Raw genomic sequence first — 26616 nt, 5'->3', positions numbered from 1 at the left:
GGGCCCCGCTCAGCCCCTGCTCAGCCCGCGGCGAACAGCTCCACCGCCGCCGCCGAGAACGCCGGGACGTCGTCCGGGTTGCGGCTGGTGATCAGCTTGCCGTCGCGGCAGACCTCCTCGTCGACGACGGTCGCGCCGCCGCGCCGCAGGTCCCCGCGGATGCTCGGGTAGGAGGTCACCGTGCGGCCCTCGAGCACGCCGGCCTCCAGCAGCGTCCACGGCGCGTGGCAGATCGCCGCGACCGGCTTGTCGGCGGAGAAGAAGGCCGTCACGAAGGCCAGCGCGTCGCCGTCCTGGCGCAGGGTGTCGGGGTTGACCGCGCCGCCGGGCAGCAGCAGCCCGTCGTAGTCGGCGGCCGACACGTCGGCCACCAGGTGGTCGACGGGGTAGGTGTCGCCCGGGTGGATGTCGCCGTTGACGCCCTGCACGGTGCCGTCCTCGACGCCGTCGGGCACCGAGATCAGGTGCACCGTCGCGCCGGCGGCCTCCACGGCCTTGCGGGGCTCGTCGAGCTCGATCTGCTCCACGCCCTTGGCGGCGAGGATCGCGATGGTCTTGCCGGTGAGTTCAGCCATGCCGCCCCGGTGCCCCGGGGCGGCGCGGCTCGAAACTCAGTACCAGCCGGTGGCCTGCGAGTGCGCCCAGCCGCCGCACGGGGAGCCGTAGCGGTTCTCCAGGTAGATCAGCCCGGCATCGATCTGGCGGAAGCCGTTGGAGGTCTTGGCGATGCCGGTGCCGGCCCAGGTCGAGTTCAGGAACTGCGGGATGCCGTAGGCGGTCGACGTCGGGTTCTGCGCGTCGGGGTCCCAGCCGGACTCCCGGCCCCACAGGTTCTCCAGGCAGGAGAACTGCGACTCGTCGCCGCCGAGCTGGGCCAGCGCGTAGTCGTGGAAGTCCTGGGTGGTGGCGTTGGCCGCGGCGGCCTCGGCCTCGGCGGCGGCCTGCGCCTGGGCGGCGGCCTCGGCCTCGGCGGCGGCCTGCGCGGCGGCGGCCTCCTGCGCCTGGCGGGCGGCCTCGTCGGCGGCGGCCTGGGTCTGCGCGGCGGCGGCCTCGGAGTCCTCGCGCTCGGCGCGGCTGGCGGCCAGCTCCTGCAGGTGGCCGGTCAGCTCGCTGGTGACCTGGGTGCCGTCGGCGGCCGGGGCGGTGATGCCGAGCTGGTCGGCGACGCTGACCGCCTGCGAGGCGGCGGTGACGGCGGGCTCGGCCTGCGCGTCGGGGCCGGCGCTGAGCAGCACGTTGACCAGGACGGCGCCGACGGCCGCGGCGGCCAGGTAGGCGGCGGGACGGCGGTGGCGGCCGCGCGCGGCGGCGGCGACGACCTGCTCGGCGGTCTCGGGGGCGTCCTGCGCGGGGGCGTCGGGGCGTGCGGTGTGGCGAGCGGGCATGCGGGCGTGCGGATCCTGTCTTCCGGTGCACCGTCCGCGCGCGCGGGCTCGGTGCAACCGTCTACCGGGTTAGCTGACGGGTTCGGGCGGGAAGGAGCCCTACCCGTCGTCGCCGCGCAGTGCGGTCCCGACGGGATTCACCCCGGTGCTGCAGTGGGTCCCCGGTTCACCTGGTGCCCCGGGCGACGCTGCCCACGGCGGTGACTCGACGGCGTCCGGACGGTCCCCCGTTGCGGGAGCTTCGGCCGACCGGACGCGGTCACGTTACGAGCAGGTCACACGAGATGACAACCGCCCCACCCGAATTCCACAGGTGTTGTACGCCTCAGGGCAGTCGCCACACCGTGGTGCGGCGGGCGGCGTCCACCCCGCTGTCCGGGACGTCGTAGCCGGCCACCTCGCGCAACCCCTCCGGCAGCTGCGAGCGCCCGGGGTCGCCGACGAGGACGACGGCCCCGCGGACCCAGGCGGTGAACAACCACGGACGGACCCGGTCGGCCATCCGCAGGTCGTAGAAGACGTCGCCGGCGAGTACGACCTCCACCTCCGGCAGGTCGGCGTCCAGCACGTCGCCGACCGGCTCCACCCCGGTGGCGCCCGACGCCGCGGCGTTGAGCGGGACGACGGCCAGCGCGTAGGGGTCGACGTCGCTGGCCAGCACCCGGCGGGCCCCGGCGAGCGCGGCGGCGATGCCGACCAGGCCGCTGCCGCAGCCCAGGTCCAGCACGGTCTTCCCGGCGACCAGGTCGGGGTGGTCGAGCACGTGCCGGGCCAGGCCCTGCCCGCCCACCCACGCCGCGGCCCAGAACGGGGAGGCGTCGCCCGCTCCCCCGCCGTCGTCCTCCATGGCCTGCCACAGGGCGGAGACGTCGTCGGCCAGGTGCAGCGCGACCTCGGGCACCAGCGGGGGCCGCACGAGCCGGGTGTGCCGGGCGAAGAAGCCCTCGGGGACGCTCACCGGACGCGGGTCCGCCGGACCCGGCTGACCACCGCGCTGTACAGCGGGGTCAGCACCACCCCGTCGCCGGCCAGCCGGTCGCGCAGCCGCTGCCGGTGCGTCCAGACCCCCAGCAGGCCGATCGCCCAGAACAGGTACTGCACGGCGAACGCGGCCTTGAACGCGCCGAGGTCGTAGGCGGTGGACGCGCCCGGGGTCAGCGCGTCGAGCACCGCGCCGACGGCGAGCACGGTGAGCAGGGAGGCGACGAACCCGCCGATGTTGACCACCCCGGTGGCGCTGCCGAGCCGGTGCACCGGGTTCCAGGTGCGGGCGTAGTCGAAGCCGATCATCGAGCCCGGGCCGTTGGTGGCCAGCACCAGCACGAGCACCACCAGCAGCCACAGGGGCGCGCGGCCCGGCCACAGCAGCACCGCCGTCCAGGCCGCCACGGTGGCCCCGGCGATGCCGAACACCAGCGCCGAGCGGCGCAGCGGCCACCGGCCGCACAGCTTGCCCAGGACCGGCCCCACGCCCATGCCGACGACCACCAGCAGGGTCAGCAGGCCGGCGGCGGTCGCGGCGGAGAGGCCCTGGCCGAGCACGAGGAACGGGTAGCCCCACAGCAGGGCGAAGACGGTGCCGGAGAACTGGGTGACCAGGTGGGTGTACAGCCCGATGCGGGTGCCCGACTCGTGCCAGGCCCCGGCCACGTTCTGCTTGATCTCCGACCACCCGGCCACCGGCGCGACGGGGGTGCCGGGGGGTGCGTCCCGCAGCGCGACGACCACCAGGACGGCGACCAGCACGCCGAGGGCGGCCGCGCCGGTGAACGTGGCCGTCCAGGAGGTGTGGTGCAGCGCGAGCACCAGCGGGTAGGCCGCGGCGATCTGGCCCAGCTGGCCCAGGATGCCGGTGAGCTGGGTGATGACCGGCACGGTGGGCCCGGTGAACCAGAGGGTGACCACCCGCAGCACGCTGATGAAGGTCATCGCGTCCCCGGCGCCGACCAGGACGCGGGCCACGATCGCCGTCGGCACGTCGGTGGCGAGGGCGAGCAGCAGCTGACCGGCGGCCATGGTGAGCGCCCCGGTGGCGACCATCGCGCGGGAGCCGAACCGGTCCAGCGCGATGCCCACGGGCACCTGCAGCCCGGCGTAGACCGCCAGTTGGAGGACGAGGAAGAGGCTGACCGCCGACGCCCCGGCGGAGAAGCGCTCCTGGGCGTCGGTGGCGGCCACGCCGAGGGAGCCGCGGTGGAAGACGGCCACCCCGTAGGCGATCAGCCCGACCACCCAGACGACGTAGGCGCGGCGCGAGTTCACGCCCCACGATGACACCCGGCGGCCGGCGGTTGTTCCCGGCTCAGTCGATGCAGCTCGTGTCGCCGGCGGTGCGCTGCGGCGTGTCGTAGTCCCCGGAGGTCGGTGCGGGCGCCGCCGAGGCCGCGGGGGCGGCCGACGACGGTGCCGAGGACGGTGCGGCGGCGGGCGCACCCAGGTCGGCGAAGAAGGCGTGCACCGCGTCGGCGGACGGCGGCTGCAGGACGTCGGCGCCGTGCACCCGGGCGTTCACCAGGCCGGGCACGGTCTGGAACGTCAGGTCGGCGGGGCGCACCCCCTGGAGCTGACCGACCAGGTCGCCGACGTCCAGCCCGCGGTCCAGGGTCACGCTGTCGCCGACCCGGGCGACGATGCGCTGCTGCTGAGCGGGGTCCAGGAGCACGTCGGCGGAGAGCAGGTCGCGCAGCACGCCGGCGATGTACACCTGCTGGCGGATGGTGCGGTCGACGTCGCCCTGGGGCAGCCCGTGCCGCTGCCGGACGAAGGACAGCGCCTGGTCGGGCTCGATGGTCTGCACCCCGGCCGGGAAGGCGGCACCCGAGTAGCTGTCGGTGGTGGCCCGGCACAGGTCGACCTGCACACCGCCGACGATGCTGCTCAGCTGCAGGAACCCGGCCAGGTCCAGCTCGGCCCAGTGGTCGATCTGCAGGCCGGTGAACCGGCTGACGGTCTGCACCAGCAGGCCCATCCCGGCGGCGTCCTCGGCCTGCGCGTCCCCGTCGGCGGCGTGGTGGGCGTCCGCGTAGGCGCTGTTCAGCTTGCCCTCGCCGTGGCCGGGGATCTCGACGTAGGTGTCGCGGGGCAGCGAGACGAAGGAGGCGCCCGACCCGTCGGCCGGGACGTGCACCAGGATCATCGTGTCGGTGTCGAGCTCGCCGTCCGAGCCCCCGGTCGAGTTGGCGTCCTCCTGCGCGTCGCTCAGGCCGGCACGGGAGTCCATGCCCACCAGCAGCAGGTTCATCGCCCGACCGGCGTGCGCGGCGCCGCTGACGTCGGTGTTGCCGCTGGTCGGCACGCCGTCGCCGCGGTGCACGCTGGCCTCGGCCACCCCGAGCAGGTGCCAGCCCCAGCCGCTGCCGGCCAGCACCGCGGCGCTGGTCAGCACCGCGACCGCCCGCACCGCCAGCAGCAGGCGGGAGGTCCGGCGGGCCCGCGGGTCCACTCGGGCCGGCAGGCTCCGCGGGTGGATCCCGGTCACCGCCGTCCCTCCCTGCGCACACCTCGACCGTCCCCGGCCGGGCTGTGACCGGGCTGGGACCGGGCGGGGGGTCCGCTGCACGCCGGTGCCGGGCAGGATCGTGGCCGTGCGGACGGAGCTGGGCCGGGTGAGCGGACCGAACGGCGAGGTGGCGCTGTGGCGGCGCACGGACGACGACGGCGCGGTGGTCACCGAGCTGGTCGTCGACGGCGTGTTCGCCATGGACGACGTGGACACCTCCACCGAGCGCGCGCTGGCCACCGAGGCGCTGGCCCGGGTCGAGGGCGCCGACCTGTCGGTGCTCGTGGGCGGCCTCGGGCTGGGCTGGACGACCGCGGCGGTGCTGCGCTCCCCCGGCGTGGCCGAGGTGGTCGTCGTCGAGCTGGAGGACGCGCTGCTGGGGTGGGCGGCCGAGGGGCTGCTGCCCGGCCTGCCGAGCACCACCGACCCGCGCCTCGACCTGCAGGCCGGCGACGTCGCCGCGGCCTTCCTGCCCGGCCGCTACGACGTGGTGCTGCTCGACGTCGACAACGGGCCGGACTTCCTCGTGCACGGGTCGAACGCGGGTCTGTACGGCGCGCGCGGTCTGGCCCGGGCCCTGGGGGCCCTGCGCCCGGGCGGGGTCCTGGCGATCTGGTCGGCCGACCCGTCGCCGGCCCTGCTCGGTCGGCTCGCCGCCCTGCCCGGGGTCACCGACGCCGAGCAGCTGGTGCTGCCGGTCGAGCGGGAGGGACGGGTGTTCGAGTACGCCGTCCTGCTCGCCCGGCGATCGACGGCGTAAACGACGTTTCACACCCCGCGCGGGCGGACAGGTGGGGTGCATGACCTCTCCCGACACCACCACCGAGACCCGCACCTTCGCCGACCTGGGCAAGGAGATGTGGTCCTACCTCACCGGCAAGGGCGCCGCCATCAACTACGAGTTCGTCGACATGTCCGTCGAGGTCCCGCGCGAGATCGGCCCCGACGCCCCCCGCGCGACCTGGAAGCTCAACGGCACGCTGCGCATCACCACCGCCGAGGGCGTCTCGCAGGGGTGAGCACCGGCCGCCTCGCCGTCCAGGCCGACCTGACCCTGCAGGCCGACGGCCTCACCGCCCGGCTCACCGGGGACGGCGACCGGCTGACCGTCACCACCGCCGACCCGTGGGCGCTGTGGCGCTCCGCGGCGGCGCTGCCCTGGCCCGTGGGGCCGACGGTGTCCCGCGGGCCGTCCGTGCTCGGTGACCTGGGCAGCGCCCTGGCCGAGCGTGGTCTGCACGTCGACGTCACCGGGCCGAGCGGGCGCGTGGCCGAGCTCGGCGCGGGGGTCTCCTCGCCGCTGGGCCGGCTGCTCACCGGGTCGGCCGCCGTCCGGCCCGGGTCGCCGCGGACGGTGGCGGCCACCGTCACCGCGGGGGTGACCGCCTCCCGCGGCGCCCGGCGAGCGCTGGGCCTCGGCCTGGCGGCGGTGCTGGCCGCCGTCGTCCTCCGCCGGCGGCGCTGACCGCTACCCGCTGTCCCCCACCGCCGCGGCCCACTCGTCGGCCGCGGCGGTGAGGGCGGCGGTGCCCACGTCCAGCGGCACCCCACCCCCGCGCGCCTGCCCGGTCACCGGGTCGGTCCACGCGGCCGGGCCCGACAGGTGCACCCGCAGCAGCCGGCGGTCCGCGCGGGCGTCGTCGAGCACCCAGGACAGCGCGGGCTCGGTGAACACCAGCCCCTCCCCGATCAGCCCGCCCGGCCGGTCGGCGACCGCCCGCAGCCACGACGCCAGCCGCATGCCGTCCCACGGGCCCAGGCACGGCTCGCGGAACACCCAGTGCCGCCCGTCGGCCGTGCGCACCTCGCCGCGCACCACCAGCAGGGTCTGCACCCAGTCAGGTCGGTCCAGCTCCACCGCCCGCGCCTCGAGCACCTGCCGGCGCAGCACCCGCAGGTCGACCAGCGCGCCGTCGGCCGACTCCAGCCTCACGGTGCGCCCCAGTGCGCCGGCCGGTGCACGCCGTCGTCGAGCCGGGTGGCGGCGTCCCCGGCCGCGGCCTCGAGCTGGGCGCGGGTGAGGAACAGCGCCCCGCGCAGGTCCGCCCCGTGCAGCCGGGCACCGCGGACGTCGGCGCCGGTCAGGTCGGCCAGCCGCAGGTCCGCGCGCGACAGGTCGGCGCCCAGCAGCACCGCGCCCCGCAGCAGCGCCCCGCGCAGGTCGGCCCCGCGCAGGTCGGCCCCGGCCAGGTCCGCGCCGCGCAGCTCCCGGGGCCGCCGCACCCCGCGGCGGGCGTGCGCGCCGGCCCGGGTCAGCAGCCCGTTCACCTGCGCGCGGACGGCGTCCACCGGCTGCTCGCGCAGCTCCTCCACCCCGCCGTCCACCCGGGCGGCGAGCTCGGCCTCGGCCGCGGCGAGGTCGGCGGCGAGGTCGGCGGGCAGGTCCAGCGCCCGGGCCGCACGCACCAGCCAGCGCAGCTCCTGCAGCGCCCGCACGACCGGGAACACCGTGGCCACCTGGTGCAGCACCACCCGGTCGCCGCGGTCGAGCCCCGGCCACGTGCGCTGGGTGACGTGCTGCCCCGCGCCGAAGCAGTCGTAGACCACGCAGCCGGGGAACCCGCGCTCCCGCAGCACGGGGTGGATGCCGCAGCGGTCGTCGTCCCCCAGGTTCGGGCAGGCGGTCTCCGCCGGCTTGTCGAGGGCGAAGTCGGCGCCGCGGGAGAAGGACGGCACGGTGCAGCACAGCCCGGCGCACCGGCCGCAGTCCGCCTGCAGGGGGTCGGCGACGGTCACCGGGCCACGCGGTCGAGCAGCGCCAGCACGTGCTCCCAGGCGTCGGTGCAGGCCTGCTCCCACTCGGCGGAGCTGCGGTCGAAGAACGAGTGCGGGGCGCCGTCGTACACCGCCACGTCGACGTCGGCGCCGGCCGCCCGCATCCGGTCGGCGAGGGCCTGCTGGTCGGCGACCGGGGTGGCGGCGTCGGCGCCGGCGACGAGCATCGTCACCGGCCGGGAGGCGCGGTCGGCGGCGTCGCCGACCAGGGAGGGACGCCCGTAGAACCCGGCGCACCCGGCCAGGTCGACCGTCCCGCCGGCCAGCCGCCAGGAGTGGCTGCCGCCGAGGCAGAACCCGACGGTGACCACGGGCAGGTCCGGCGAGGTGCGGTCCCGCAGGTAGGCCACCGCGGCGGCAACGTCGGTGTCCACGCCGGCGTCGGTCAGCTGCGGCACGTGCGCCTGCCAGTCGAAGTCCTCCTCGCGGGTGCCGGTGGCGGGCACGCCCGCGGTGCGGCCGAACCAGTCGACGGCCAGGGCCGGCACGCCGGCCTCGGCGAACCGCTCGGCGAGGGCGACGTAGTAGGGGTGCAGCCCGCGCACGTCGGGCAGCACGACGACGCCGGCCCGGGCGGGCGCGGCCGGGGCGGCGTAGGCCGCGCCGACGACCGTGCCGTCGGCGGCGGGAATGCTGAGGGTGCCGCGCTCGGCGACGTCACCGGCGGGGCGCGGCGCGGCGGGCGGGCGGCTGTCGTGGTCGTGGCACATGCGCCGTTCCTACCCCCGCGCCGCGGCGGGCGCTCGGCCCCGGGTCCGGGCTCAGGTGTCCGAGGCGTCGTCCTGCCGCTCGGGCCGCCCGCCGAAGGTGGCCGCCGCGTGCTCCCGGCGGGCGTCGGCCAGCCAGCGGTGCTGCCGGTCGGCCTGGTCCACCAGCCGCTCCATCTCCCGGGCGTCGATGCGCCGGTCGACCTCGGACAGGCCCAGCAGGGTCTCGAAGCCGGCCCGCTTGAGCAGCACGGCTCCGCTGAGGAACTCGAACTCCACCACGGTGCTCAACGGCCCCCGGCCGAGGCGGCCGTCGGGCTTGAGCCGGGACACCTTCTCGGCCACCGCCACCAGCAGCTGCTTGACCCGGCTGGCGGGCAGCCCCAGCGCGGCCATGGTCCGCTCGAGGGCGGCCCGCTCCTCCCGCAGCTCCGCGTGCAGCCCGCGCAGCGGCTGGGCCCACTGGTCGTCGGAGTGGTGGGCGAGCATCCGGCGCACCAGGCCGAGGCCCCCGGCGGACGCGGCGAGGTGGTCGTTGCAGTAGATGCGCAGCTGGTCGGGGTCCACGGCGCCCATCCTGGGGTGCGCCGGCGCCGACCGCAGTCATCTCACATCTGAGATACCGTGTGCGGCGATGTCCCTCACCGAAGAAGCCACCGGTCAGTCCCTGCGCCAGATCGGCACTCTGGTCCGCGACGCCCGCCGGCACCACGGCCTGACGCAGACCCAGCTCGCCGAGCGGCTGGGCACCAGCCAGAGCGCCATCGCCCGCATCGAGCAGGGCGCGCAGAACCTCACCCTGGAGCTGCTGGGCCGGCTGTCCGCGGCGCTGGACAGCGAGCTGATCACCGTCGGCAAGGCCGGCCCCACCCACCTGCGGGTCACCGGCGGGACCCCGCTGTCGGGCTCGGTCACCGTCAAGAGCAGCAAGAACGCCGCCGTCGCGCTGCTGTGCGCCTCGCTGCTCAACCGCGGCACGACCACGCTGCGCAACGTCGCCCGGATCGTGGAGGTCGAGCGCATCCTCGACGTGCTGCGCTCGATCGGCGTGCGGGCCACCTGGGACGACGCGGGCCGCGACCTGACCATCGTGGTGCCCGACGAGCTCGACCTGGCCGGCATCGACGCCGACGCCGCCCGGCGCACCCGCAGCATCATCATGTTCCTGGGGCCGCTGCTGCACCGGGAGGCCACCTTCGAGCTGCCCTACGCCGGTGGGTGCGACCTGGGCACCCGCACCGTCGAGCCGCACATGATCGCGCTGCGGCCCTTCGGCCTGGAGATCGAGGCGCACGCCGGGGAGTACCACGCCCGGGTCGACCGCCCCGGGTCCGCCGACCGCACCATCGTGCTGACCGAGCGCGGCGACACCGTGACCGAGAACGCGCTGCTGGCCGCCGCCCGGCACCCCGGGCGCACCACCATCCGCAACGCCAGCCCGAACTACATGGTCCAGGACCTGTGCCTGTACCTGGAGCTGCTGGGCGTGCGGATCGACGGCTTCGGCACCACCACGCTGGTGGTGCACGGCGTCGCCGAGCTCGACGCCGACGTCGACTACACCCCCAGCGAGGACCCGGTCGAGGCGATGAGCCTGCTCACCGCCGGCATCGTCACCGGCTCGGAGCTCACCGTCCGCCGCGCGCCCATCGAGTTCCTGGAGATCGAGCTGGCGATCCTGGGCGAGATGGGGCTGCGCTACGACCTGTCGCCGGAGTACGCCGCCGACAACGGCCGCACCCGGCTGGTGGACATCACCATCCACCCCTCGGACCTCGGCGCACCGATCGACAAGGTGCACCCGATGCCCTTCCCGGGGCTCAACATCGACAACCTGCCGTTCTTCACCGTCATCGCGGCCAGCGCGTCGGGCGGCACGCTCATCCACGACTGGGTCTACGACAACCGGGCGATCCACCTGTCCGACCTGACCCGGCTGGGTGCCGACGTCCGGCTGCTGGACCCGCACCGGGTGCTCGTGACCGGGCCGACGCACTGGTCGGCGGCGGAGATCGTCTGCCCGCCGGCGCTGCGCCCCGCGGTCTGCATCCTGCTGGCGATGCTGGCCTGCAAGGGCACCTCGGTGCTGCGCAACGTCGACATCATCGCCCGCGGCTACGAGCAGCTCTACGAGCGGCTGGTCGAGATGGGCGCCCGCATCGAGGTCTTCACCGACTAGACCCGGACGAGGACGGCGGCGCCGGCGCAGCCGGCGGCCCACAGCACGCTGGCCAGGGTGCCGACGATGAACCGCTCGGCCGCCGGGGTCTCCTTGAGCGCCTGGAACCGGCCCAGGCCCTTGACCGCCAGCACCACCGGCACGCCCTCGGGCCACCCGGCCAGCAGCGTGGCGGCCAGGGCCAGCCGCTCCAGCACGCCGATCCAGGCGCCTCCGCGCAGCACGTCGGGGTCGGCGATGCCCGGGGTCGACGCGCCCAGCGCGGAGACCGCCCGCGTGGGGTCGGCAGCGGCGAGGACGGCGGTGACCACCGGCCCGCCGCCCAGCGCGGCCGCGGCCACGGCGGCGACCGCGACGGCCGAGCGCAGCCACGGCGTGGCCGGGTCGCCGGCCCAGGCCGTGGCCGCGGCGCCGGCCAGCAGGACGACGAGCACCAGCGCCCCGAGCGGCCCCCGCCCCCGGGCCGCCCCGCCCCCGCCGACGAGCTGTCGGCCGCGCGGCACCCGCCGGGTCTCGGCCCCGCGCACCAGCAGCGCCCCGCCGGCCGCGACCAGGGCCAGCAGCGCCAGCGTCACCACGCTCACGGCCGGGAACCGCCCTCGGCGCGGGCGAGCAGCCGGGCCAGCACCGGGTGCAGGTCCTGCTCGGCCTCCCAGGCGGCCGCGGCCAGCCGCTGCCCCACCGCCTGCCGGCTGACGCCGAGCTCCGCGGCGGCCTCGGCCTGGGTGGCGCCCGCGGCGACCAGGTCGATGGCCTCCCACGCCTGGGGGCTGCGCCGCTGGAGCAGCAGGGCGAGCACGGTGGCGGTGGCCTGCGCGTCGGCGGCGGCCTCCTCGTCGGCGCCCTGCACCGCCAGCCGCACCGGCCGGTGCTTGGCGGTGTCGACCGCGCGGCGGGCGGCCACGAAGGCGGGCCCGGCGGCGGCCCGGGTGGAGTCGGGCAGCGGGAGCTGCACCGGGCCGGCGCCGACGCCCACGCTCCAGCCCCCGGCCCGCACCAGCCGCACCACCGCGTCGACCACCGCCGCCGGCCGGTCGAGGACCCCCTGGAACTCGTCGCCGGCGGTGCGTTCGAAGCGCAGCACCACGGGCACCCCGGACAGCAGGTCCAGCGCGCCCGCGACCCGGTCGGCCCCGCGGCGGCTGCCCTGCTGGTCGACGGTCAGCACGAACGGCACCCAGCAAGCATGACGCCTTGCCTACGCCGAGCGCAAGCCTCAGTCCTTGTCGGCCAGCTCGGGCGGGAAACCGCCGGTCGCGACCGGGCCCCAGCGCTGCGGGGTGACCCGGATCAGCGACTTGCCCTGCCGGCGCATGGCCTCGCGGTACTCGTCCCAGTCGGGGTGCTCGCCGCTGATCGACCGGAAGTACTCCACCAGCGGCTCCACCGACTCGGGCAGGTCGAGCACCTCGGCGGTGCCGTCGACCTGCACCCACGGGCCGTCGAAGTCGTCGGAGAGCACCACCACGGTGACCCGCTCGTCGCGGCGCGCGTTCCTCGTCTTGGCCCGCTGCGGGTAGGTGCTGATGACCACGCGGCCCTGCGCGTCGACCCCGCAGCTGACCGGGGAGATCTGCGGCTCGCCGTCGCTGCGGCGGGTCATGAGCAGGGCCTTGTGGCGGGGGCGCAGGAACTCCAGCAGCCCGTCGCGGTCGACCCGGTCGGCGGTGGCGGTCTTCGGCATGGCGCGACGCTACGACGGGGGTCCGACGTCCGCCGTCCGGGCGCTATCCCCCCGCCCGGGTGGGTCCGCCCGGTGCCGGAACCCGGTCTGTGCTCTGATCACGGCATGGCCGACACCCCCGAGGACGCCGCCGGCCGCCCCGCCGACGAGCGGACCGACGCCGCGCGCCCCGCCGACGGGCAGCCGGGCGACCAGCACCCGCCCGCGGACTTCCACGACGAGTCCGGCCGGCCGGCCGCGGTGACGTCGGCCCCGGCGCCCTCGGCCGACCGCGGCCCCAAGCTCGCCGCCGCGTCCCGGGTGCTGGCCACCTTCTCCTGGCGGCTGCTGCTGGTGACCGGCGCGGTGGTGGTGATCGGCTACGTGCTGGGCCTGCTGTGGTCCTCGGTGCTGCTGCCGGTGGTCCTCGGGCTGCTGTTCTCCACCGTCATGTGGCCGCTGGCCCGGCTGCTGCGCCGGTTCCGCTTCCCCCCGGCCCTGGCCGCCATCGCCACCGTGGTGCTCTTCGTGGCCGCCGTGGTCGGCATCTTCGCCGCCATCGCCCCGTCGGTGGTGCAGCAGGTCGACGACCTCTCCGACGGCGTCAGCTCCGGCCTGGAGAGCGTGCAGGACTGGCTGTCGGGCCCGCCGTTCAACCTGGGCAGCGAGGAGATCGGCACCTACGTCGACCAGGCCATCAACCAGCTGCAGTCCAGCGCCGGGGACATCGCCGGCCTCGCGCTGACCGGCGCCAGCGCGATCGGCACCGGCGTGGTCAACCTCGTGCTGGCCCTGGTGCTCACCTTCTTCTTCCTCAAGGACGGCCCGCGGTTCCTGCCGTGGCTGGCCGCGCAGACCGGCCCGCGGGCCGCCCCCCACGTGGCCGAGCTGTCGCACCGCAGCTGGCGCACGCTGTCGGAGTTCATCCGCCAGCAGGCCCTCGTCGGTGCCATCGACGCGGTCGGCATCGGCCTCGGGCTGCTGGTCCTCGGTGTGCCCCTGGTGCTGCCGCTGGCCGTCATCACGTTCTTCGCCGCGTTCGTGCCGATCATCGGTGCCTTCGTCGCCGGGGGCTTCGCGGTGCTCATCGCGCTGGTCAGCAACGGCTTCGGCACCGCGCTGTGGGTGCTGGCGATCGTGGTGGTCGTGCAGCAGGTCGAGGGCAACGTGCTGCAGCCGATCCTGCAGGGCCGCGGCCTCAAGCTGCACGCCGGCGTGGTCATCCTCGCCGTCACCGCCGGGTCCAGCCTGGCCGGCATCATCGGCGCCTTCCTGTCGGTGCCGGTGGCCGCGCTGCTGGCGGTCTTCTACCGCTACGCCCGCGACCTGCTCGACGGGCGCCGCCCCGAGGCCGACGACGAGGGCCGCGTGCCGGTCCTGGTCGGCGACCACGACGGCGCCCGGCTGACCCGCAGCGCCCCCGACGGCGTCAGCGGGGCCGCCGGATCCTGACCGGGCCGCGGGCGGTGGCCACGTCGACCACCTCCCCGCGCTGGGTCACCTCGACCCGGCCGGCGGCGGCCAGCCGGCCGGCCGCGGCGCGGGCGTCGTCCATCAGGTCGCGCCAGCCGTCGGGGTCGTGCGCGCGGGCGGCGTCGGAGGGGCAGATCGAGGACGTCGGGGCCCGCGCGTCCAGCAGCTCCTCGATCCGACGCTCCAGGTCCTGCGCAACGGCCACGCCACCAGGGTGCGCGGCGGGCACCGACCCCGCCACGGGGGGACGATGGGAATGCCCGACCGGCCGGCGGGGCTGCACTCCTCGACCGATGGACCACCAGGAGGACCCACCGTGCCCCGACGCCCCGAGGACCTCGTCGAGCTGCTGCCCGCCCACGAGCGGCTGGTCGAGCGCACCGCCGCCGACGAGCTCGTGCTCGTGCACGACCTGGCCGGCGAGTTCGACGCCGCGCACGCCGGCGCGCTGGCCGGTGCGCACCTGCTGGCCAGCCTGCCGCACGAGGTGGTCGCCCGCTTCGACGCCGACGCGCTGGTCGACTACCGCGGCCACCGGCCCCGGATCACCTTCTCCGGCGACCACTACGAGTCCTTCGCCGCCCCCGAGATCACCCTCTACGCCGTCGACGACGACGGCGGCACCCCGTTCCTGCTGCTGCACGGCACCGAGCCCGACTTCGCCTGGGAGCAGTTCACCGCCGCCGTCCTGGGCCTGGTGGAGACCCTCGGCGTGACCCGCGTGGTGATGCTGCAGGCCATCCCGATGCCGGTGCCGCACACCCGCCCGGTCACGGTCACCGCGCACGCCACCCGCCGCGAGCTGATCGCCAGCTACCCCGTCTACTGGGGCGAGATGCGCATCCCGGGCAGCGCCGGCGCGCTGCTGGAGCTGCGGGCCGGCGAGGCCGGGGTCGACGCGCTGGGCGTGGCCGCGCACGTGCCGCACTACCTGGCCTCGGCCGCCTTCCCGGCGGCGTCGCTGACGCTGCTGGAGCACCTGTCCTCGCTCACCGGCCTGCACCTGCCGACCGAGACCCTCGAGGAGGCGGCGCGGACCAACCGCACCGACATCGACGAGCAGATCGGCCGGTCGGAGGAGAACACCGCCGTGGTCGCCCAGCTCGAGCGGCAGTTCGACGACTTCGCCGCGGCCCGCGAGGGCACCGGCCTGCTCGGCGACTCCGGTCAGCTGCCCTCCGGCGACGAGATGGCCGACCAGATCGAGGCCTTCCTCGCCGAGCAGGACCGGCGCGCCGACTAGCCCCGCCCGCGCGTGATGGCGAACGCCAGCGCGCCCACTGCACCGACGGCGGCGAAGAGGTAGAAGCCCCACGGGAACGCCAGCCCGGCGGTCAGCAGCCCGCCGGTCAGCAGCGGGCCGCTGATGGCGCCCACCCGCCCCACGCCGGCCGACCAGCCCAGCGCGGTCGCCCGCACGTGCGGCGGGTGGTTCGCGCTGGTGAAGGCGTACACGAGCACCTGCGCGCTGAACACGAAGCAGCCGGTCAGGAAGACCATGACGTAGATGCCGGCCAGCGGCAGCCGGATGGACAGCAGGGCCAGGAAGAGCGCCCCGGCGGCGAACCAGGCCATCCCGGCGCGGCGCGCGCCGACCCGGTCGGCGACCTGCCCGGCGACGAGCAGGCCGGCGATGGCGCCCAGGTTGAGCACCAGCAGGAAGGCCAGCGCCGCGCCCAGGTCGTAGCCGGCCTCCCGCATGATCGTCGGCAGCCAGCTGTTGAGGCCGTACACCAGCAGCAGGCCCATGAACGAGGTCACCGCGATCGCCAGGGTGGTGCGCAGGTACCCGGGCGAGAACAGGGTGCGCAGCGTGGCGCCGGCCGAGGTGGGCTCCGGGGCGGCGTCGGCCGGCTCGAGGTGCAGCCCGTAGGCAGCCGCGACCTGCTCGGCCTCCGCGCGGCGCCCGTGGGCCACCAGGTAGCCCGGCGACTCCGGCAGGTGCCGCAGCATCAGCGGCACCAGGACGACGGCGGGCAGCGCGCCGATGACGAACATCCACCGCCAGCCCAGCGGCTCCACGACCACGATCGCCAGCGCGGCGGTGGCCACGGCGCCGACGTGGTAGCCGGTCATCACGGTCGTGGTGGCCCGGCCGGCGCGGTTGCTGAACTCGTTGACCAGCGCGATCGCCGTCGGCAGCGCGCCGCCCAGCCCGACACCGGCGAGGAAGCGCAACCCGCCGAACACCCAGGCGTTCGGCGCAGCCGCGCAGGCCAGGGTGAGCAGCGAGAACGCCGTCACGGCACCGATGAGCACCCGGCGGCGACCCAGCACGTCGGTCAGCGCGCCGAGCGACAGGGCGCCGATGGTCATGCCGACCAGGCCGGCGGTGACCACCGCGGTGGCCCCGCTGCCCGACAGCGAGAAGCCCGCCGGGGTCAGCAGGGTGGGGACGACGGTGCCGACGACGACGAGGTCGAAGCCGTCGAGGACGACGGCGACCCAGCACAGCGGGGCCACCCACCCCGCGGCACGGGCCGCTGCCGGTCGGTCGGTGCGGGCATAGCTGGGCACGGCGGACCTCCGGGACGTCGGATCGACGTCGTGAACCTACGGCCGAACCCGAGTCACGGCCCCCTCGCAGGGTCCCGCGTCGTGCGGAGCGCGACGTGGGGGGCGAGGGGGTCCTTCCTCAAGCGAAGACGATGGTCTTGGCGCCGTCGACGATGACCCGGTCCTCCACGTGCCAGGTCACGGCCTGGGCGAGGACCTGCCGCTCGACGTAGCGGCCGACCCGGCGCATGTCCTCCACCGTGGCGCGGTGGTCGATGCGGGCGACCTCCTGCTCGATGATCGGGCCGGCGTCGAGCTCGGCGGTCACGTAGTGCGCGGTGGCCCCGATCAGCTTCACGCCGCGGTCGGCGGCGGCCTGGTAGGGGTTGGCGCCGACGAAGGCCGGCAGGAACGAGTGGTGGATGTTGATCAGCCGCTCCGGGAACCGCGCGCAGAACTCCGGCGACACGATCTGCATGTAGCGGGCCAGCACCACCAGGTCGCAGTCGCCCACCAGCTCCAGCGCCCGGGCCTCGGCCTCGGCCTTGGTGCCGGGGGTGACCGGCACGTGGTGGAACGGGATGCCGTGGGCGGCGGCGACGGGCTCGAGGTCGGGGTGGTTGGAGATGACCACCGCGATCTCGGCGCGCAGGTCGCCGGCCGACACCCGGTAGAGCAGCTCCTGCAGCACGTGGTCGGTCCTGGACACGAACACCGCCAGCCGGGGCCGGTGGTCGGCCAGGGCGAGCCGCCAGGTCATGCCCCACTCGGCGGCCAGCGCGCCCAGCTGCTCCTCCAGGCCGGCGCGGCGGCCGGCCAGGTCGTCGAGCACGAACTCCAGGCGCAGCGTGAACGTGCCGCCCGAGGGGTCGGAGCTGTGCTGCTGGGAGTCGGTGATGTTGGCGCCGGCGTCGGCCATCAGCCGGGACAGGACGGCGACGATGCCGGGGCGGTCGGGACAGCGGACGACCAGCCGGCCGGTGTTGCTCAGGGACACGGGGAGGGATGATCCCAGACGCGTCAGGGCAGGTCGGCGGGCTCCCCGGTGGCGAACAGGTCGCCGTGCTCCTCGATGCGCGCCAGCACGTCGTCGGTGTCGAAGACCAGCGGGCCGTCCAGCTCCTCCCAGGCCACCGGGGTGGAGACCGTGGCACCGGCCCGGGCACGCAGGGAGTAGGGCGCGACGGTGGTCTTGGCGGTGTTGTTCTGGCTCCAGTCGACGAGCACCTTGCCCGGCCGCAGCACCTTCTCCATCCGCCAGACCACCTCGTCGGGGGTCTCCTCGGTGAGCGCCTGGGCCAGCGCCTTGGCGTAGCGGGAGGGGTGGTCGGGGTCGGTGCAGCGGATGGGTGCGTAGACCTGCAGGCCCTTGGACCCCGAGGTCTTGACCACCGGGTCCAGCCCGTCGTCCACCAGCCGCTCGCGCAGCCGGTGGGCCAGCACCGCGCACTCGGCCACCCCGGTGCCCGGTCCGGGGTCGAGGTCGAGGACCAGCAGGTCGGGCAGCTGCGGCGCGCCGTCGTCGTCGACCCGCCACTGCGGCACGTGCAGCTCCAGCGCGGCCAGGTTGGCCGACCACGCGAGGTCGGGGACGTCGGTGAGCAGCACCATGTCCAGCACCTCGCGGTCCTTGGTCGACCCCGGCGCGGGCACCACCACGTGCCGCACCCAGGACGGGGCGTGCCGGGCGTTGTTCTTCTCGAAGAAGGACGCGCCCTCGACGCCGTGCGGCCAGCGGGTGAAGGTGACCGGCCGGCCGGCCAGGTGCGGCAGCAGCACCGGCGCGACCTGCACGTAGTACTGGATGACCTGCGCCTTGGTGAACCCCACCTCGGGGAAGAGCACCTTGTCCAGGTTGGAGACCTCGAGCTGCCGCCCGCCGATCGCCACCCGCTGCCGGCTCACTCGGGCACCGCGTCGGCGGCGGGGACGTCGTCGCGCAGGCCGCGCCAGGCGGGGTGGCGCAGGTGGCCGTCGCCGGTCCAGCCGGCGAACACCACCTCCCCCACCAGCTCGGGCTCCACCCAGTGCGCCTCCCGGACGACGTCGGGCGGCACCACCCCGGCGAAGGGCGACGTCGTCCGGCCGGTGACGCCCCGGGCCAGCTGGGCCAGCATGCGGTCGGTGAACCCGGTGCCCACCCGCCCGGCGTAGCGCAGCCCGCCGTCCTCCCGGACGCCCACCAGCAGCGACCCGATGCCGCCGGCCCGCCGGCCGTTGCCCGGCCGCCACCCGCCGACGACGACGGTCTGGTGCTGCACGTTCTTGACCTTGAGCCACTCCGGGCCCCGGCCGCCGGGGCGGTAGGGCGAGGCCAGCCGCTTGGCCACCACGCCCTCCAGGCCGTGCTCGACGCTGGCCGCGCGCACGCCGGCGCCGTCGGCGGGGAACCAGGGCGTGGGGGTCCACCGCCGGGCGGCCGGCGCCAGCTCGTCGAGCAGTGCGCGGCGCTCGGCGTAGCTGCAGGCCAGCAGCGACCGGCCGTCGAGCTCCAGCAGGTCGAACACGAAGTAGCTGACCGGCACCCGGCGGGCGGTGCGGGCGACCTCGGGGCCGGTCAGGTGCATGCGCTGCTGCAGCAGCCCGAAGTCGGGCCGGCCCTGCGCGTCGAGGGCGACCACCTCGCCGTCCAGCACGGCGTCCCGCCCGGCCAGGGACGGCGGCAGCGCAGCCAGCTCGGGGTAGCGCTCGGTGACGTCGGTGCCGCTGCGGGCACGCAGCCGCACCGCGCCGTCGCGGACGTGGGCCAGCACCCGGACGCCGTCCCACTTGAACTCGAACGCCCAGCCGGTCTCGTCCCGGGGCAGCTCCCCGGCGACGGCGAGCATCGGCCGGGTCGACTCGTCCACCACTTCAGGCGGACTTGCTCGCGGCCTTCTTGGCCGGGGCCTTCTTCGCGGGGGTCGCCTTCGCCGCCGCCCTCTTCGCCGGGGCCTTCTTCGCCGGCGCCTTCTTCGCGGGCGCCTTCCCCTCCGGGGCCTCGTCGTCGCCGGACTTCCCGCCGGCCTTCTCCACGCTGCGCCGCAGCGCGCTCATCAGGTCGACCACCGAGCCGTCGTCCTCGTCGTCCTCGGCCTCCTCGGGCCGTACGACGTCGCCGCCGGCCTGCTTGGCCTCCAGCAGCGCCGCCATCGCCTCCTTGTAGTCGTCGGTGAAGGCCGACGGGTCGAAGGAGCCGCTCATGGTGGCGATGAGGGACTCGGCCATCTTCAGCTCGGCGGGCTTGGCGGCGACGTCCTCGTCGAGGAACCCGAACTCCGGCGCCCGGATCTCGTCGGGCCAGCGCATGGTGTGCAGCACCAGCACGCCGTCGCGGACCCGCAGCGCGGCCAGGGACTCCCGCTGCCGAATCGCGATCTTGGTGATCGCGACCTGGCCGGCGTTCTCCAGCGCGGTGCGCAGCAGGACGTAGGGCCGGGTCGCGCTGCCCTCGGGCTCCAGGTAGTAGGTCTTCTCGAAGTGGATCGGGTCGATCTCGGACTGCTCGACGAACTGCAGCACCTCGATCTCGTGCGTGCTGCCCAGGGGGAGCTCGTCCATGTCGGCGTCGGTGAGGACGACCAGCTCGCCGTTGGGCAGCTCGAAGCCCTTGGCGATGTCGCGGTACTCGATCTCCTCGCCGTCGACCGAGCAGACACGGCGGTACTTGACGCGGCCGCCGTCGGTCTTGTGCACCTGGTGGAACTTGACGTCGTGGTCCTCGGTCGCCGAGTACAGCTTCACCGCGATCGAGACCAGCCCGAAGGAGACCGCGCCCTTCCAGATCGACCGCATGCCCGTCCCTCTCCGCTGGTTGTCAAGATCAGCCTAGGGGCGCGGGTGCCTGCAGCGCACCCGCGCTCCACCCCCTACGAGTCGGTCGCGTCCGACTGCAGCTTGTCGTAGGCGAACTGCCCGACGTCGGCGCCGGCCACGATCGTCATGACCAGGCCGGCCAGCCGGGTGGCGCGCGGCGCGGCCACGTAGGACAGCACGAAGCCGGTGCCGATCCACTGGGCCAGGCAGAACGGGCAGGTGACCAGCTCGCCCACCGCGTGCTTCCACCCGCCGTGCTCGCGGATCCCCTCGGCGACCTCGGCCTCGCCGGAGGTGCCCTCGTAGCGGGTGAACGGGGCGCGCAGCGGGCTGGTGACCGGGTCCTTGGCCACCGTGCGGGCCAGCCGGAAGGTGCCGACGGTCAGCATTAGTGCGTCGCCGAGCGGGATCCGGTCGGGCAGCGGTCTGCCCGAGGCCCGCAGCGCCGCCGCCCCGGCCGCGGTGAGGGCGCCGTAGACGCCCATGGCGCCCAGCAGCCCGCCCAGGGGCCGCTGCTCCCCGTGCGCGTACTGCTCCTGCTGGCTCCGGGCCCAGGACCCGACCTTCTCGGTGACCGACATGGGGCGCCGCTACCCCCGCCGGGAGGGGGCTCACACCGCGTGTGGACGGCGGTCCTGCGGGGGTAGGGGGGCGATCATGACCAACCCCGAGGGCCAGACCGCCCGCGACCAGTTCCCCGAGGACGCCGGCATCCCCGAGATCGCCGACGACACCCCCGAGGCCGCCCTCGCCGAGGACCCGCAGTTCGCCCCCGACATGGGCCGCGAGACCGCCGGCGCCAGCGTCGACTTCGGCACCACCGCCGAGGAGCAGGCCGAGGGCGAGCCCCTCGACGGCCGGCTGGCCCGCGAGGAGCCCGACGTCGACGTCGACCCCGGCACCCGCCCCGCCGAGGACCCCGACGGCCCGGTCACCCAGCTCGACCAGGACGTCGACACCGACCCCCGCGACGACTCCGGCACCGACTCCGTGGGCGACGACGTGCTGGCCACCGGGGAGGCGTCGGTCGGCGGCGAGGGGCCCGAGGAGCGGGCCGTGCACCCCACCGCCGACTGAGCCGCACCGCAGCACCGCGGGGCCGCCCACCCGGCTTGTGGGCGGCCCCGGCCGTGTCTAGGGTCCGGTCGGGCGGTTCAGCAACGAGCTGCCCGACAGCACCTGCCCCCGGGAGCGATCCGGGCGCCGTCCACCACCGGGGCCCCGGGTGAGGACGGCGGGCCGCGCGCGCGGCAGGTACGTTGTGCACGCCGATGCGTGCCCGTCGGGCACCACCGCTGAGAGGAGCTCCAGTCCGTGACCTCATCTGACCTGCCCGCCGAGGGTCAGCGCGACGTGCCGGCTCCCACCGACACCGCCGACGCTCCCTTCGACGACGTGATCACCCTGTCGACGTCCACGGACGCCGACGGCGCGGTCACGGTGACGGTCGTCGGCGAGGTGGACACCTTCACCGCCCCCGTGCTGCGCGCCTCGCTGGACACCCAGCTGGAGCAGCAGCCCGAGGAGCTGGTCATCGACCTCTGCGGCGTCCAGTTCCTGGGCTCCGCCGGTCTCGCCGTGCTGGTCGAGACCCAGAAGTCGGCCCGGGCCCGCGAGGTGGGTCTGACCCTGGTCGCCTCCACCCGCGCGGTCACCCGGCCGCTGGAGGTCACCGGTCTGATCGACCTGTTCACCATCGTCGACGGCAACAGCTGACCCGTCGCACCCGAGGGCCCCGTCACCACCCGGTGACGGGGCCCTCGTGCGTCCAGGGTCAGGCCGACAGCAGCCGGCAGACCCCGGCCTCGAGCACCCGCTGGCGCTCCCGGTCGTCGCCGGCCCCGGCCGCCTCGGCGAGCGCGTCGGCGATCGTCTCGCCGTGCTCGAACCGGTCGACCACCCGCGGGTCGACGTAGCTGGCCCGGCACACCGCCGGGGTGTTGCCCAGCTGGTCCGACACCGCCCGGTACGCCGCCCGCGCCACCTTGGTGCGTCCGGTCCGCGACGTCGGCAGCGGGTCCTCGGCCAGCAGCACGGCCATGAGCACGGTCGCCGTCCAGGTGCGGAAGTCCTTGGCGGTGATCTCGGCGCCGGAGACCTCCCGCAGGTAGGCGTTGACGTCGTCGCTGTGCACGTCGCGCCAGCCGCCGTCCTCGTTCTGCCAGGCCAGCAGCTCGTCGCCGGCGTCGGCCGGGCGGTCGAGCAGCTGGCCGACGACGGTGGCGGTGGCCGGGTCGGTGACCTCGACCTCGCGCTGCTTGCCGCCCTTGGCCAGGTAGCAGAACGCCACGGTGCGCCCCCGCACCTCGACGTGCTCCCGGCGGAGCGTGGCCAGCCCGTAGGTGCCGTTGTCCTCGGCGTACTGGTCGCTGCCGACCCGGAAGGCCCCGAGGTCCAGCAGCCGGACGGCGAGGGCCAGCACCCGCTCGCGCGGCAGCCCCCGCCGGCGCAGCGCCGCGGCCACCGCATCGCGGACGTCGGGCAGCGTGTGGCTGATCTCCAGCACCCGCTCGTGCTTGGCGGCGTCGCGCTGCACCCGCCACTGGTCGTGGTAGCGGTACTGGCGGCGGCCGGCGGCGTCGGTGCCGGTGGCCTGGATGTGGCCGTGCGGCCAGGGGCAGATCCACACGTCGCGCCAGGCCGGCGGGATGGCCAGACCCTCGACGCGGACCCGCCGGTCGTCGCGGATGAGGGCGCCGTCCTCGTCGTAGAACGCCCAGCCGCGACCGCGCGCCCGGCGGGTCCACCCCGGGGCGTGCACGTCACTGCGCCGCAGCCTCACCCCCGTCGTGGTGGGCAGCGGGCGCGCCCGGCAAACCTGGGAGCGGAACCGGATCGCCCGCCCGGGTCAGTCGTCGGCGAGCGGCACGCCGGCCCGGGCCAGCGCGGCGCGCGGCTGGGTGGCCGCCGAGACCACCCGCAGCGGCCAGCCGTTGGCCCGGCCGATGGCGGCCACCTCGGCCACCGCGGCGACGACGGCGGGGCCGAGGTGGCCCACGCCGTCGAGGTCGAGCTCGGTGCGCACCACGCCGCCGCGGGAGGCCTCGAGCAGCCGCAGGCGGACGCCGGCCGCCGCGTCGTCCTCGAGCGGGCCGCTGGCGCGCACGCAGGGGACACCGGCGGAGCGGTCGATGCGCAGCACGGCCAGCTCGTCGGCCGATGCGGTCGCCCGCTCGGGCAGTTCCCGGGCCGGGACCCGCAGGGTGACCGTGGTGCCGTCGGGCCGGCGGGAGATCTCCACGTCCTCCAGCAGCTGGTGCATGATCAGCAGCCCGCGGCCGCGGTCGCCGGGGTCGGCGTCGGGGGTGCGCCAGCCGCCGTGGTCGGCGACGACGGCGGTGACCCGCCCGCCGGGCTCGACCGACACCCGGACCTGCATCGTGCCGGGGGTGCCCGGCGGGTAGGCGTGGTCGACGGCGTTGGCGCACGCCTCGCCCACCGCGACCTGCAGGGCGCCGACGACGTCGGGGGTCACCTCGGCCGCCGACAGCCACCGGCCCAGGGACCGCCGCACGGTGACCAGGGAGGCCGCCTCGGCGGGGAGGTCGAGGACCAGGGGGTCGGCGCGAGGACGGGGGTTCCCCGGAACTGCGCTCATCGACGCCATACCACCGCACCTGCGCCGCTCCGGCAACCGCGACGGGCGCGCGGGACGAACAGCGGTGCGGGAGTATGGACAGGCCGTCCGTCCGGACGGTGTGCACACGTGAGGAGCGAACCAGCCGATGGTCGACACGACCGGTGGCGCCGCAGGGCGCCGCACCGAACGCCTGGAGCTCCGGGTGCCCACCTCGCGCACCCAGCTCCCCGCCGTCCGGGCCATGACCGGGGACCTGGCCATGCGGATGGACTTCGACCTCGACGCCGTCGAGGACCTCCGCCTGGCCGTCGACGAGGCCAGCGCCACGCTCGCCTCCGTCGCCCTCCCCGGCACCCCGCTCGTCGCGGTCTTCGAGACCGGCTCCACGGGCCTGACCATCACCGCCTGGGTGGCCACCACCGCGGGCACCGACGTCCCCCGCGACGGGTTCGGCTGGGCGGTCATCGCCGCCCTGGTCGACTCCGTCGACGCCGGCCCGGCCGACCGGGGCGACGTCCCCGGCGGCGAGGGCGGCGAGGGCCCGGTCGCCACCATCACCCTGGTCAAGGAGCTCCCTCCCCCGCTGCGCACCCCCGCAGCAGGTGACAGCGACGCCGACCTCTCGGTGGCCCGGTGACCCGGGTGGTCGAGCGGACCCCCGACACCGGCCCCCACGACGTGGTCCCCGTCCCCTCCGGACCGGCCGACGACGCCCCCGCCGGCGCCGGCGCACCCGCTGCCGAGGGCCCGGCCACGGAGACCGCCGTCCAGGCCGCCGCGGAGACCGCCAAGCCCGACGCGGAGCCCGCCCCGCCGGTGTCGGACAACCGGCGCCGGGCCCAGCGCACCGCGCCGCTGTTCGTCGAGCTGGCCTCCCTCGACCCCGACGACCCGCGCCGGGAGCGGCTGCGGGAGGTCCTGGTCGAGGAGCACCTGCCGCTGGTCCGCCACTTCGCCCGCCGGTTCTCCAACCGGGGTGAGCCCTTCGACGACCTGCTGCAGGTCGGCACGCTGGGCCTGATCGCCGCGATCGACCGCTTCGACCCCACCCGGGGCGTCGAGTTCCTGTCCTTCGCCGTCCCCACCATCACCGGGGAGATCAAGCGGCACTTCCGCGACCAGGGGTGGTCGGTGCGGGTGCCGCGGCGGCTGCAGGAACTGCACCTGTCGCTCAACGCCGCCGTCGGGGAGCTCGCGCAGAAGAACGGCCGCGCGCCCAACCCCTCCGAGCTGGCCGAGTACCTGGGCATCCCGCGGTCGGAGGTGCTGGAGGGCCTCCAGGTCGCCAACGCCTACCGGTCCTCGTCGCTGGACGAGCGGTTGTCCGGCGAGGAGGACTCCCCCACCCTGGCCGCCACGCTGGGCCAGGAGGACGCTGCGCTGGAGGGCGTGGAGTACCGGGAGTCGCTGCAGCCGCTGCTGGCCACCATCCCGGCCCGCGAGCGCCGCATCCTCATCCTGCGGTTCTTCGGCAACATGACCCAGTCGCAGATCGCCGCCGACATCGGCATCTCGCAGATGCACGTGTCCCGGCTGCTGGCCCAGACCCTGGCCAAGCTCCGCGAAGGCCTGCTCAAGGACGACTGACCCCGCACACGACGACGGGCCCACCTCCCGGTCGGGAGGTGGGCCCGTCGTCGTCGGTCAGCGGCCCCGGTAGCCGGGGGGCGGGCCCCACTGCTGGGGCGGGCCCTGCTGCCACTGCTGCGGCGGGGGGCCCTGCTGCTGCGGTCCCTGGTCGCCGTAGGGCGGCGGCGGGGCCGGGCGGTCGTCGTCCTCGTCGGGGGCGTTGCGCGGGTCGGCCGCGGCGCCGGACTCCCGGACGTCGGCGGTGAGCTCGGCCAGGGACGGCGTGCTGGGCATCTGCGGGTGCGGGGTCTCCGGTGCCGCGTCGGCCAGCGTGCTCATCTCGATGCGCGCCTCGGGCTGGTCGGCCGCCTTGGGCAGCGCGGACTCGAACCAGTCGGAGGTGTCCAGCTTCTGCGCCGGCGCCGACGCCTCGGCCTGGGTGCCGTCGACGTCGAGCCAGGACCGCTTGCCCTCGCCGTCGCCCGAGCCGCCCCGGCCGGCGCCGCCGAGGTTGGCCAGCCCCTCGAGGGCCTGGGAGAACTCGCTGGGCACGATCCACATCTTGTTCGCGTCGCCCTGCGCGATCTTGGGCAGCGTCTGCAGGTACTGGTAGGCCAGCAGACCCTGGTCGGGCTTGCCGTCGTGGATGGCCTGGAAGACCGTCTCGATCGACTTGGCCTGGCCCTGCGCCTGCAGGAACAGCGCGGCGCGCTCACCCTCGGCGCGCAGGATGCGGGACTGCCGCTCGGCCTCGGCCTCGAGGATCGCGGCCTGCTTGTGGCCCTCGGCGGCGAGGATCTGGCTGGCCTTCTGGCCCTCGGCGGTCATGATCGCCGACTGCCGCTGCCCCTCGGCGGTGAGGATGGTGGCCCGCTTGTCGCGGTCGGCCCGCATCTGCTTCTCCATCGAGTCCTGGATGGACAGCGGCGGGTCGATCGCCTTGATCTCCACCCGGGCCACCCGCAGGCCCCACGGGCCGGTGGTGCCGTCGAGCACGGCGCGCAGCTGCGAGTTGATGCCGTCGCGGCCGGTGAGGGCGCCCTCGAGGTTCAGCCCGCCGACGACGTTGCGCAGCGTCGTGGTGGTCAGCTGCTCCATGCCGGTGATGTAGTTCGCGATGCCGTAGACGGCCAGCCGCGGGTCGGTGACCTGGAAGTACACGACGGTGTCGATGCCGACCTGCAGGTTGTCGGCGGTGATGACCGGCTGCGGCGGGAAGCTGATGACCTGCTCGCGCAGGTCGATGGTGGCGCGCACCCGGTCGGCGAAGGGCACCAGGATCGCCAGACCGGGGCTGAGCGTCCGGCTGTAGCGGCCGAACCGCTCGATGACCTTGGCCTGCGCCTGCGGGACGATCGTGACGCTCTTGGCGAGCACGATGATCACCAGGACGGCGATCACGAGCAGTGCGATGAGGGCTTCCACGGGCGGGGCGCTCCTGACGTCGGTGGGGTGATCACCACCGATACTGCCCTCCCGGCAGGACCTATGCGAA

Annotated in this window: 32 protein-coding genes and 1 riboswitch; of the genes, 10 read left to right on the top strand and 22 right to left on the bottom strand. The window is 75.4% G+C overall.

Features of this window, described 5'->3' with window-relative positions; genetic code table 11:
* Positions 1-20 precede the first annotated feature (20 nt).
* The 5 genes from BM158_RS14065 to BM158_RS14045 all read right to left on the bottom strand — a co-directional run bounded on the left by BM158_RS14065 (position 21) and on the right by BM158_RS14045 (position 4863).
* On the bottom strand, positions 21-575 hold the full coding sequence (locus BM158_RS14065) for a type 1 glutamine amidotransferase domain-containing protein (protein ID WP_091560058.1): 555 nt from the start codon (positions 573-575) through the stop codon (positions 21-23).
* Between the two features lie 36 nt (positions 576-611).
* Positions 612-1385, bottom strand: a complete 774-nt coding sequence (locus BM158_RS21815; protein WP_165628936.1) for an aggregation-promoting factor C-terminal-like domain-containing protein — start codon at positions 1383-1385, stop codon at positions 612-614.
* A gap of 63 nt (positions 1386-1448) precedes the next feature.
* Positions 1449-1551: riboswitch (cyclic di-AMP (ydaO/yuaA leader) on the bottom strand.
* Between the two features lie 159 nt (positions 1552-1710).
* Positions 1711-2343, bottom strand: a complete 633-nt coding sequence (locus BM158_RS14055; protein ID WP_229827406.1) for a class I SAM-dependent methyltransferase — start codon at positions 2341-2343, stop codon at positions 1711-1713.
* Positions 2340-3647: an MFS transporter gene (locus BM158_RS14050; RefSeq protein WP_091560055.1), complete on the bottom strand. Its 1308-nt coding sequence runs from the start codon at positions 3645-3647 to the stop codon at positions 2340-2342. The genes BM158_RS14055 and BM158_RS14050 overlap by 4 nt, the downstream gene beginning before the upstream one ends.
* 40 nt (positions 3648-3687) lie before the next feature.
* Positions 3688-4863 carry an LCP family protein gene (locus BM158_RS14045; RefSeq protein WP_131802047.1) on the bottom strand — a complete coding sequence of 392 codons (1176 nt, stop codon included), beginning with the start codon at positions 4861-4863 and terminating at the stop codon, positions 3688-3690.
* Between the two features lie 127 nt (positions 4864-4990).
* Here BM158_RS14045 and BM158_RS14040 point away from each other — a divergent pair, with 127 nt between their 5' ends.
* Genes BM158_RS14040 through BM158_RS14030 form a run of 3 tightly spaced genes read left to right on the top strand, consistent with a single transcriptional unit; the run spans position 4991 to position 6349 of the window.
* Positions 4991-5644 (top strand): polyamine aminopropyltransferase, encoded by a 654-nt coding sequence (locus BM158_RS14040; RefSeq protein WP_207506578.1) that lies wholly within the window; start codon positions 4991-4993, stop codon positions 5642-5644.
* Between the two features lie 40 nt (positions 5645-5684).
* Positions 5685-5903, top strand: a complete 219-nt coding sequence (locus BM158_RS14035; RefSeq protein ID WP_091560047.1) for a hypothetical protein — start codon at positions 5685-5687, stop codon at positions 5901-5903.
* On the top strand, positions 5900-6349 hold the full coding sequence (locus tag BM158_RS14030) for a hypothetical protein (protein WP_091560043.1): 450 nt from the start codon (positions 5900-5902) through the stop codon (positions 6347-6349). The genes BM158_RS14035 and BM158_RS14030 overlap by 4 nt, the downstream gene beginning before the upstream one ends.
* A gap of 3 nt (positions 6350-6352) precedes the next feature.
* Here BM158_RS14030 and BM158_RS14025 read toward each other — a convergent pair whose 3' ends face one another.
* Genes BM158_RS14025 through BM158_RS14015 form a run of 4 tightly spaced genes read right to left on the bottom strand, consistent with a single transcriptional unit; the run spans position 6353 to position 8942 of the window.
* Positions 6353-6817 carry a WapI family immunity protein gene (locus BM158_RS14025; RefSeq protein WP_091560037.1) on the bottom strand — a complete coding sequence of 155 codons (465 nt, stop codon included), beginning with the start codon at positions 6815-6817 and terminating at the stop codon, positions 6353-6355.
* Positions 6814-7620 carry a pentapeptide repeat-containing protein gene (locus tag BM158_RS14020; RefSeq protein ID WP_207506577.1) on the bottom strand — a complete coding sequence of 269 codons (807 nt, stop codon included), beginning with the start codon at positions 7618-7620 and terminating at the stop codon, positions 6814-6816. Before BM158_RS14020 ends, BM158_RS14025 begins: the two co-directional genes overlap by 4 nt.
* On the bottom strand, positions 7617-8369 hold the full coding sequence (locus BM158_RS22080) for a dienelactone hydrolase family protein (RefSeq protein ID WP_207506576.1): 753 nt from the start codon (positions 8367-8369) through the stop codon (positions 7617-7619). The genes BM158_RS14020 and BM158_RS22080 overlap by 4 nt, the downstream gene beginning before the upstream one ends.
* 51 nt (positions 8370-8420) lie before the next feature.
* Positions 8421-8942 (bottom strand): hypothetical protein, encoded by a 522-nt coding sequence (locus BM158_RS14015; RefSeq protein ID WP_091560025.1) that lies wholly within the window; start codon positions 8940-8942, stop codon positions 8421-8423.
* Positions 8943-9000: 58 nt separating this feature from the next.
* On the opposite strand from BM158_RS14015, the gene BM158_RS14010 reads away from it, so the two are divergent.
* Positions 9001-10545: a helix-turn-helix domain-containing protein gene (locus BM158_RS14010; RefSeq protein ID WP_091560021.1), complete on the top strand. Its 1545-nt coding sequence runs from the start codon at positions 9001-9003 to the stop codon at positions 10543-10545.
* On the opposite strand, the gene BM158_RS14005 is transcribed toward BM158_RS14010, so the two are convergent.
* The 3 genes from BM158_RS14005 to BM158_RS13995 are packed head-to-tail and all read right to left on the bottom strand — an operon-like array spanning position 10542 to position 12229.
* On the bottom strand, positions 10542-11129 hold the full coding sequence (locus tag BM158_RS14005; RefSeq protein ID WP_165628935.1) for a hypothetical protein: 588 nt from the start codon (positions 11127-11129) through the stop codon (positions 10542-10544). The two genes, BM158_RS14010 and BM158_RS14005, sit on opposite strands and share 4 nt — an antisense overlap.
* Positions 11126-11722: a hypothetical protein gene (locus tag BM158_RS14000; RefSeq protein ID WP_091560013.1), complete on the bottom strand. Its 597-nt coding sequence runs from the start codon at positions 11720-11722 to the stop codon at positions 11126-11128. Before BM158_RS14000 ends, BM158_RS14005 begins: the two co-directional genes overlap by 4 nt.
* A gap of 39 nt (positions 11723-11761) precedes the next feature.
* Positions 11762-12229 carry a PPOX class F420-dependent oxidoreductase gene (locus BM158_RS13995; protein ID WP_091560010.1) on the bottom strand — a complete coding sequence of 156 codons (468 nt, stop codon included), beginning with the start codon at positions 12227-12229 and terminating at the stop codon, positions 11762-11764.
* Positions 12230-12334: 105 nt separating this feature from the next.
* Here BM158_RS13995 and BM158_RS13990 point away from each other — a divergent pair, with 105 nt between their 5' ends.
* Positions 12335-13660, top strand: a complete 1326-nt coding sequence (locus tag BM158_RS13990; RefSeq protein ID WP_091560006.1) for an AI-2E family transporter — start codon at positions 12335-12337, stop codon at positions 13658-13660.
* Here BM158_RS13990 and BM158_RS13985 read toward each other — a convergent pair.
* Positions 13638-13886, bottom strand: coding sequence for a DUF3253 domain-containing protein (locus tag BM158_RS13985; protein WP_091560002.1), 249 nt, complete (start codon positions 13884-13886; stop codon positions 13638-13640). The genes BM158_RS13990 and BM158_RS13985 overlap by 23 nt on opposite strands.
* Before the next feature lie 111 nt (positions 13887-13997).
* On the opposite strand from BM158_RS13985, the gene BM158_RS13980 reads away from it, so the two are divergent.
* Positions 13998-14924 carry a proteasome assembly chaperone family protein gene (locus tag BM158_RS13980; RefSeq protein WP_207506575.1) on the top strand — a complete coding sequence of 309 codons (927 nt, stop codon included), beginning with the start codon at positions 13998-14000 and terminating at the stop codon, positions 14922-14924.
* Here BM158_RS13980 and BM158_RS13975 read toward each other — a convergent pair.
* The 6 genes from BM158_RS13975 to BM158_RS13950 form a co-directional block, all read right to left on the bottom strand.
* On the bottom strand, positions 14921-16198 hold the full coding sequence (locus BM158_RS13975) for an MFS transporter (RefSeq protein ID WP_091559996.1): 1278 nt from the start codon (positions 16196-16198) through the stop codon (positions 14921-14923). The genes BM158_RS13980 and BM158_RS13975 overlap by 4 nt on opposite strands.
* 118 nt (positions 16199-16316) lie before the next feature.
* Entirely contained in the window at positions 16317-17174 is an 858-nt protein-coding gene (gene purU, locus BM158_RS13970) for a formyltetrahydrofolate deformylase (protein WP_191328516.1), read from the bottom strand.
* 23 nt (positions 17175-17197) lie between these two features.
* Entirely contained in the window at positions 17198-18082 is an 885-nt protein-coding gene (ligD, locus tag BM158_RS13965; protein ID WP_165628934.1) for a non-homologous end-joining DNA ligase, read from the bottom strand.
* Positions 18079-19026, bottom strand: coding sequence for a non-homologous end-joining DNA ligase (gene ligD / locus BM158_RS13960; protein WP_229827407.1), 948 nt, complete (start codon positions 19024-19026; stop codon positions 18079-18081). The genes ligD (BM158_RS13965) and ligD (BM158_RS13960) overlap by 4 nt, the downstream gene beginning before the upstream one ends.
* Before the next feature lie 4 nt (positions 19027-19030).
* On the bottom strand, positions 19031-19951 hold the full coding sequence (gene ku, locus BM158_RS13955) for a non-homologous end joining protein Ku (RefSeq protein WP_091559992.1): 921 nt from the start codon (positions 19949-19951) through the stop codon (positions 19031-19033).
* Between the two features lie 74 nt (positions 19952-20025).
* Positions 20026-20553, bottom strand: a complete 528-nt coding sequence (locus BM158_RS13950) for a DUF1360 domain-containing protein (protein WP_091559989.1) — start codon at positions 20551-20553, stop codon at positions 20026-20028.
* A gap of 76 nt (positions 20554-20629) precedes the next feature.
* On the opposite strand from BM158_RS13950, the gene BM158_RS13945 reads away from it, so the two are divergent.
* Together BM158_RS13945 and BM158_RS13940 are read left to right on the top strand one after the other, a co-directional pair.
* Positions 20630-21049: a hypothetical protein gene (locus tag BM158_RS13945; RefSeq protein ID WP_091559986.1), complete on the top strand. Its 420-nt coding sequence runs from the start codon at positions 20630-20632 to the stop codon at positions 21047-21049.
* 237 nt (positions 21050-21286) lie between these two features.
* Positions 21287-21688 carry an STAS domain-containing protein gene (locus BM158_RS13940; RefSeq protein WP_091559984.1) on the top strand — a complete coding sequence of 134 codons (402 nt, stop codon included), beginning with the start codon at positions 21287-21289 and terminating at the stop codon, positions 21686-21688.
* Between the two features lie 58 nt (positions 21689-21746).
* Here BM158_RS13940 and BM158_RS13935 read toward each other — a convergent pair whose 3' ends face one another.
* Both BM158_RS13935 and BM158_RS13930 read right to left on the bottom strand, forming a co-directional pair.
* Complete coding sequence (locus BM158_RS13935) at positions 21747-22754, bottom strand: DNA topoisomerase IB (RefSeq protein WP_091559981.1); 1008 nt, start codon at positions 22752-22754, stop codon at positions 21747-21749.
* Between the two features lie 66 nt (positions 22755-22820).
* Complete coding sequence (locus BM158_RS13930; protein ID WP_165628932.1) at positions 22821-23570, bottom strand: ATP-binding protein; 750 nt, start codon at positions 23568-23570, stop codon at positions 22821-22823.
* Positions 23571-23697: 127 nt separating this feature from the next.
* Between BM158_RS13930 and BM158_RS13925 the strand changes: the two genes are divergently transcribed.
* Positions 23698-24189, top strand: coding sequence for an ATP-binding protein (locus BM158_RS13925; RefSeq protein WP_091559974.1), 492 nt, complete (start codon positions 23698-23700; stop codon positions 24187-24189).
* On the top strand, positions 24186-25139 hold the full coding sequence (locus BM158_RS13920) for an RNA polymerase sigma factor SigF (protein ID WP_268247892.1): 954 nt from the start codon (positions 24186-24188) through the stop codon (positions 25137-25139). The genes BM158_RS13925 and BM158_RS13920 overlap by 4 nt, the downstream gene beginning before the upstream one ends.
* 57 nt (positions 25140-25196) lie before the next feature.
* On the opposite strand, the gene BM158_RS13915 is transcribed toward BM158_RS13920, so the two are convergent.
* Entirely contained in the window at positions 25197-26546 is a 1350-nt protein-coding gene (locus tag BM158_RS13915; protein WP_091559971.1) for an SPFH domain-containing protein, read from the bottom strand.
* Between the last annotated feature and the right edge of the window lie 70 nt (positions 26547-26616).

Origin of the sequence: Klenkia taihuensis, from assembly GCF_900112525.1 — a bacterium.
GTDB classification, from domain to species: Bacteria; Actinomycetota; Actinomycetes; order Mycobacteriales; family Geodermatophilaceae; genus Klenkia; species Klenkia taihuensis.
Note: the sequence above shows the minus strand (reverse complement) of the source record. Positions and strands in the feature narration are given on the sequence as shown.

Excerpts from the sequence above, each read along its gene's own strand:
- BM158_RS14065 (WP_091560058.1), bottom strand. The coding sequence starts at position 575 with ATGGCTGAACTCACCGGCAAGACCATCGCGATCCTCGCCGCCAAGGGC.
- BM158_RS21815 (WP_165628936.1), bottom strand. The coding sequence starts at position 1,385 with ATGCCCGCTCGCCACACCGCACGCCCCGACGCCCCCGCGCAGGACGCC.
- BM158_RS14035 (WP_091560047.1), top strand. The coding sequence starts at position 5,685 with ATGACCTCTCCCGACACCACCACCGAGACCCGCACCTTCGCCGACCTG.
- BM158_RS22080 (WP_207506576.1), bottom strand. The coding sequence starts at position 8,369 with ATGTGCCACGACCACGACAGCCGCCCGCCCGCCGCGCCGCGCCCCGCC.
- BM158_RS14015 (WP_091560025.1), bottom strand. The coding sequence starts at position 8,942 with ATGGGCGCCGTGGACCCCGACCAGCTGCGCATCTACTGCAACGACCAC.
- BM158_RS14010 (WP_091560021.1), top strand. The coding sequence starts at position 9,001 with ATGTCCCTCACCGAAGAAGCCACCGGTCAGTCCCTGCGCCAGATCGGC.
- BM158_RS13995 (WP_091560010.1), bottom strand. The coding sequence starts at position 12,229 with ATGCCGAAGACCGCCACCGCCGACCGGGTCGACCGCGACGGGCTGCTG.
- BM158_RS13990 (WP_091560006.1), top strand. The coding sequence starts at position 12,335 with ATGGCCGACACCCCCGAGGACGCCGCCGGCCGCCCCGCCGACGAGCGG.
- ku (WP_091559992.1), bottom strand. The coding sequence starts at position 19,951 with ATGCGGTCGATCTGGAAGGGCGCGGTCTCCTTCGGGCTGGTCTCGATC.
- BM158_RS13950 (WP_091559989.1), bottom strand. The coding sequence starts at position 20,553 with ATGTCGGTCACCGAGAAGGTCGGGTCCTGGGCCCGGAGCCAGCAGGAG.
- BM158_RS13945 (WP_091559986.1), top strand. The coding sequence starts at position 20,630 with ATGACCAACCCCGAGGGCCAGACCGCCCGCGACCAGTTCCCCGAGGAC.
- BM158_RS13930 (WP_165628932.1), bottom strand. The coding sequence starts at position 23,570 with ATGAGCGCAGTTCCGGGGAACCCCCGTCCTCGCGCCGACCCCCTGGTC.
- BM158_RS13925 (WP_091559974.1), top strand. The coding sequence starts at position 23,698 with ATGGTCGACACGACCGGTGGCGCCGCAGGGCGCCGCACCGAACGCCTG.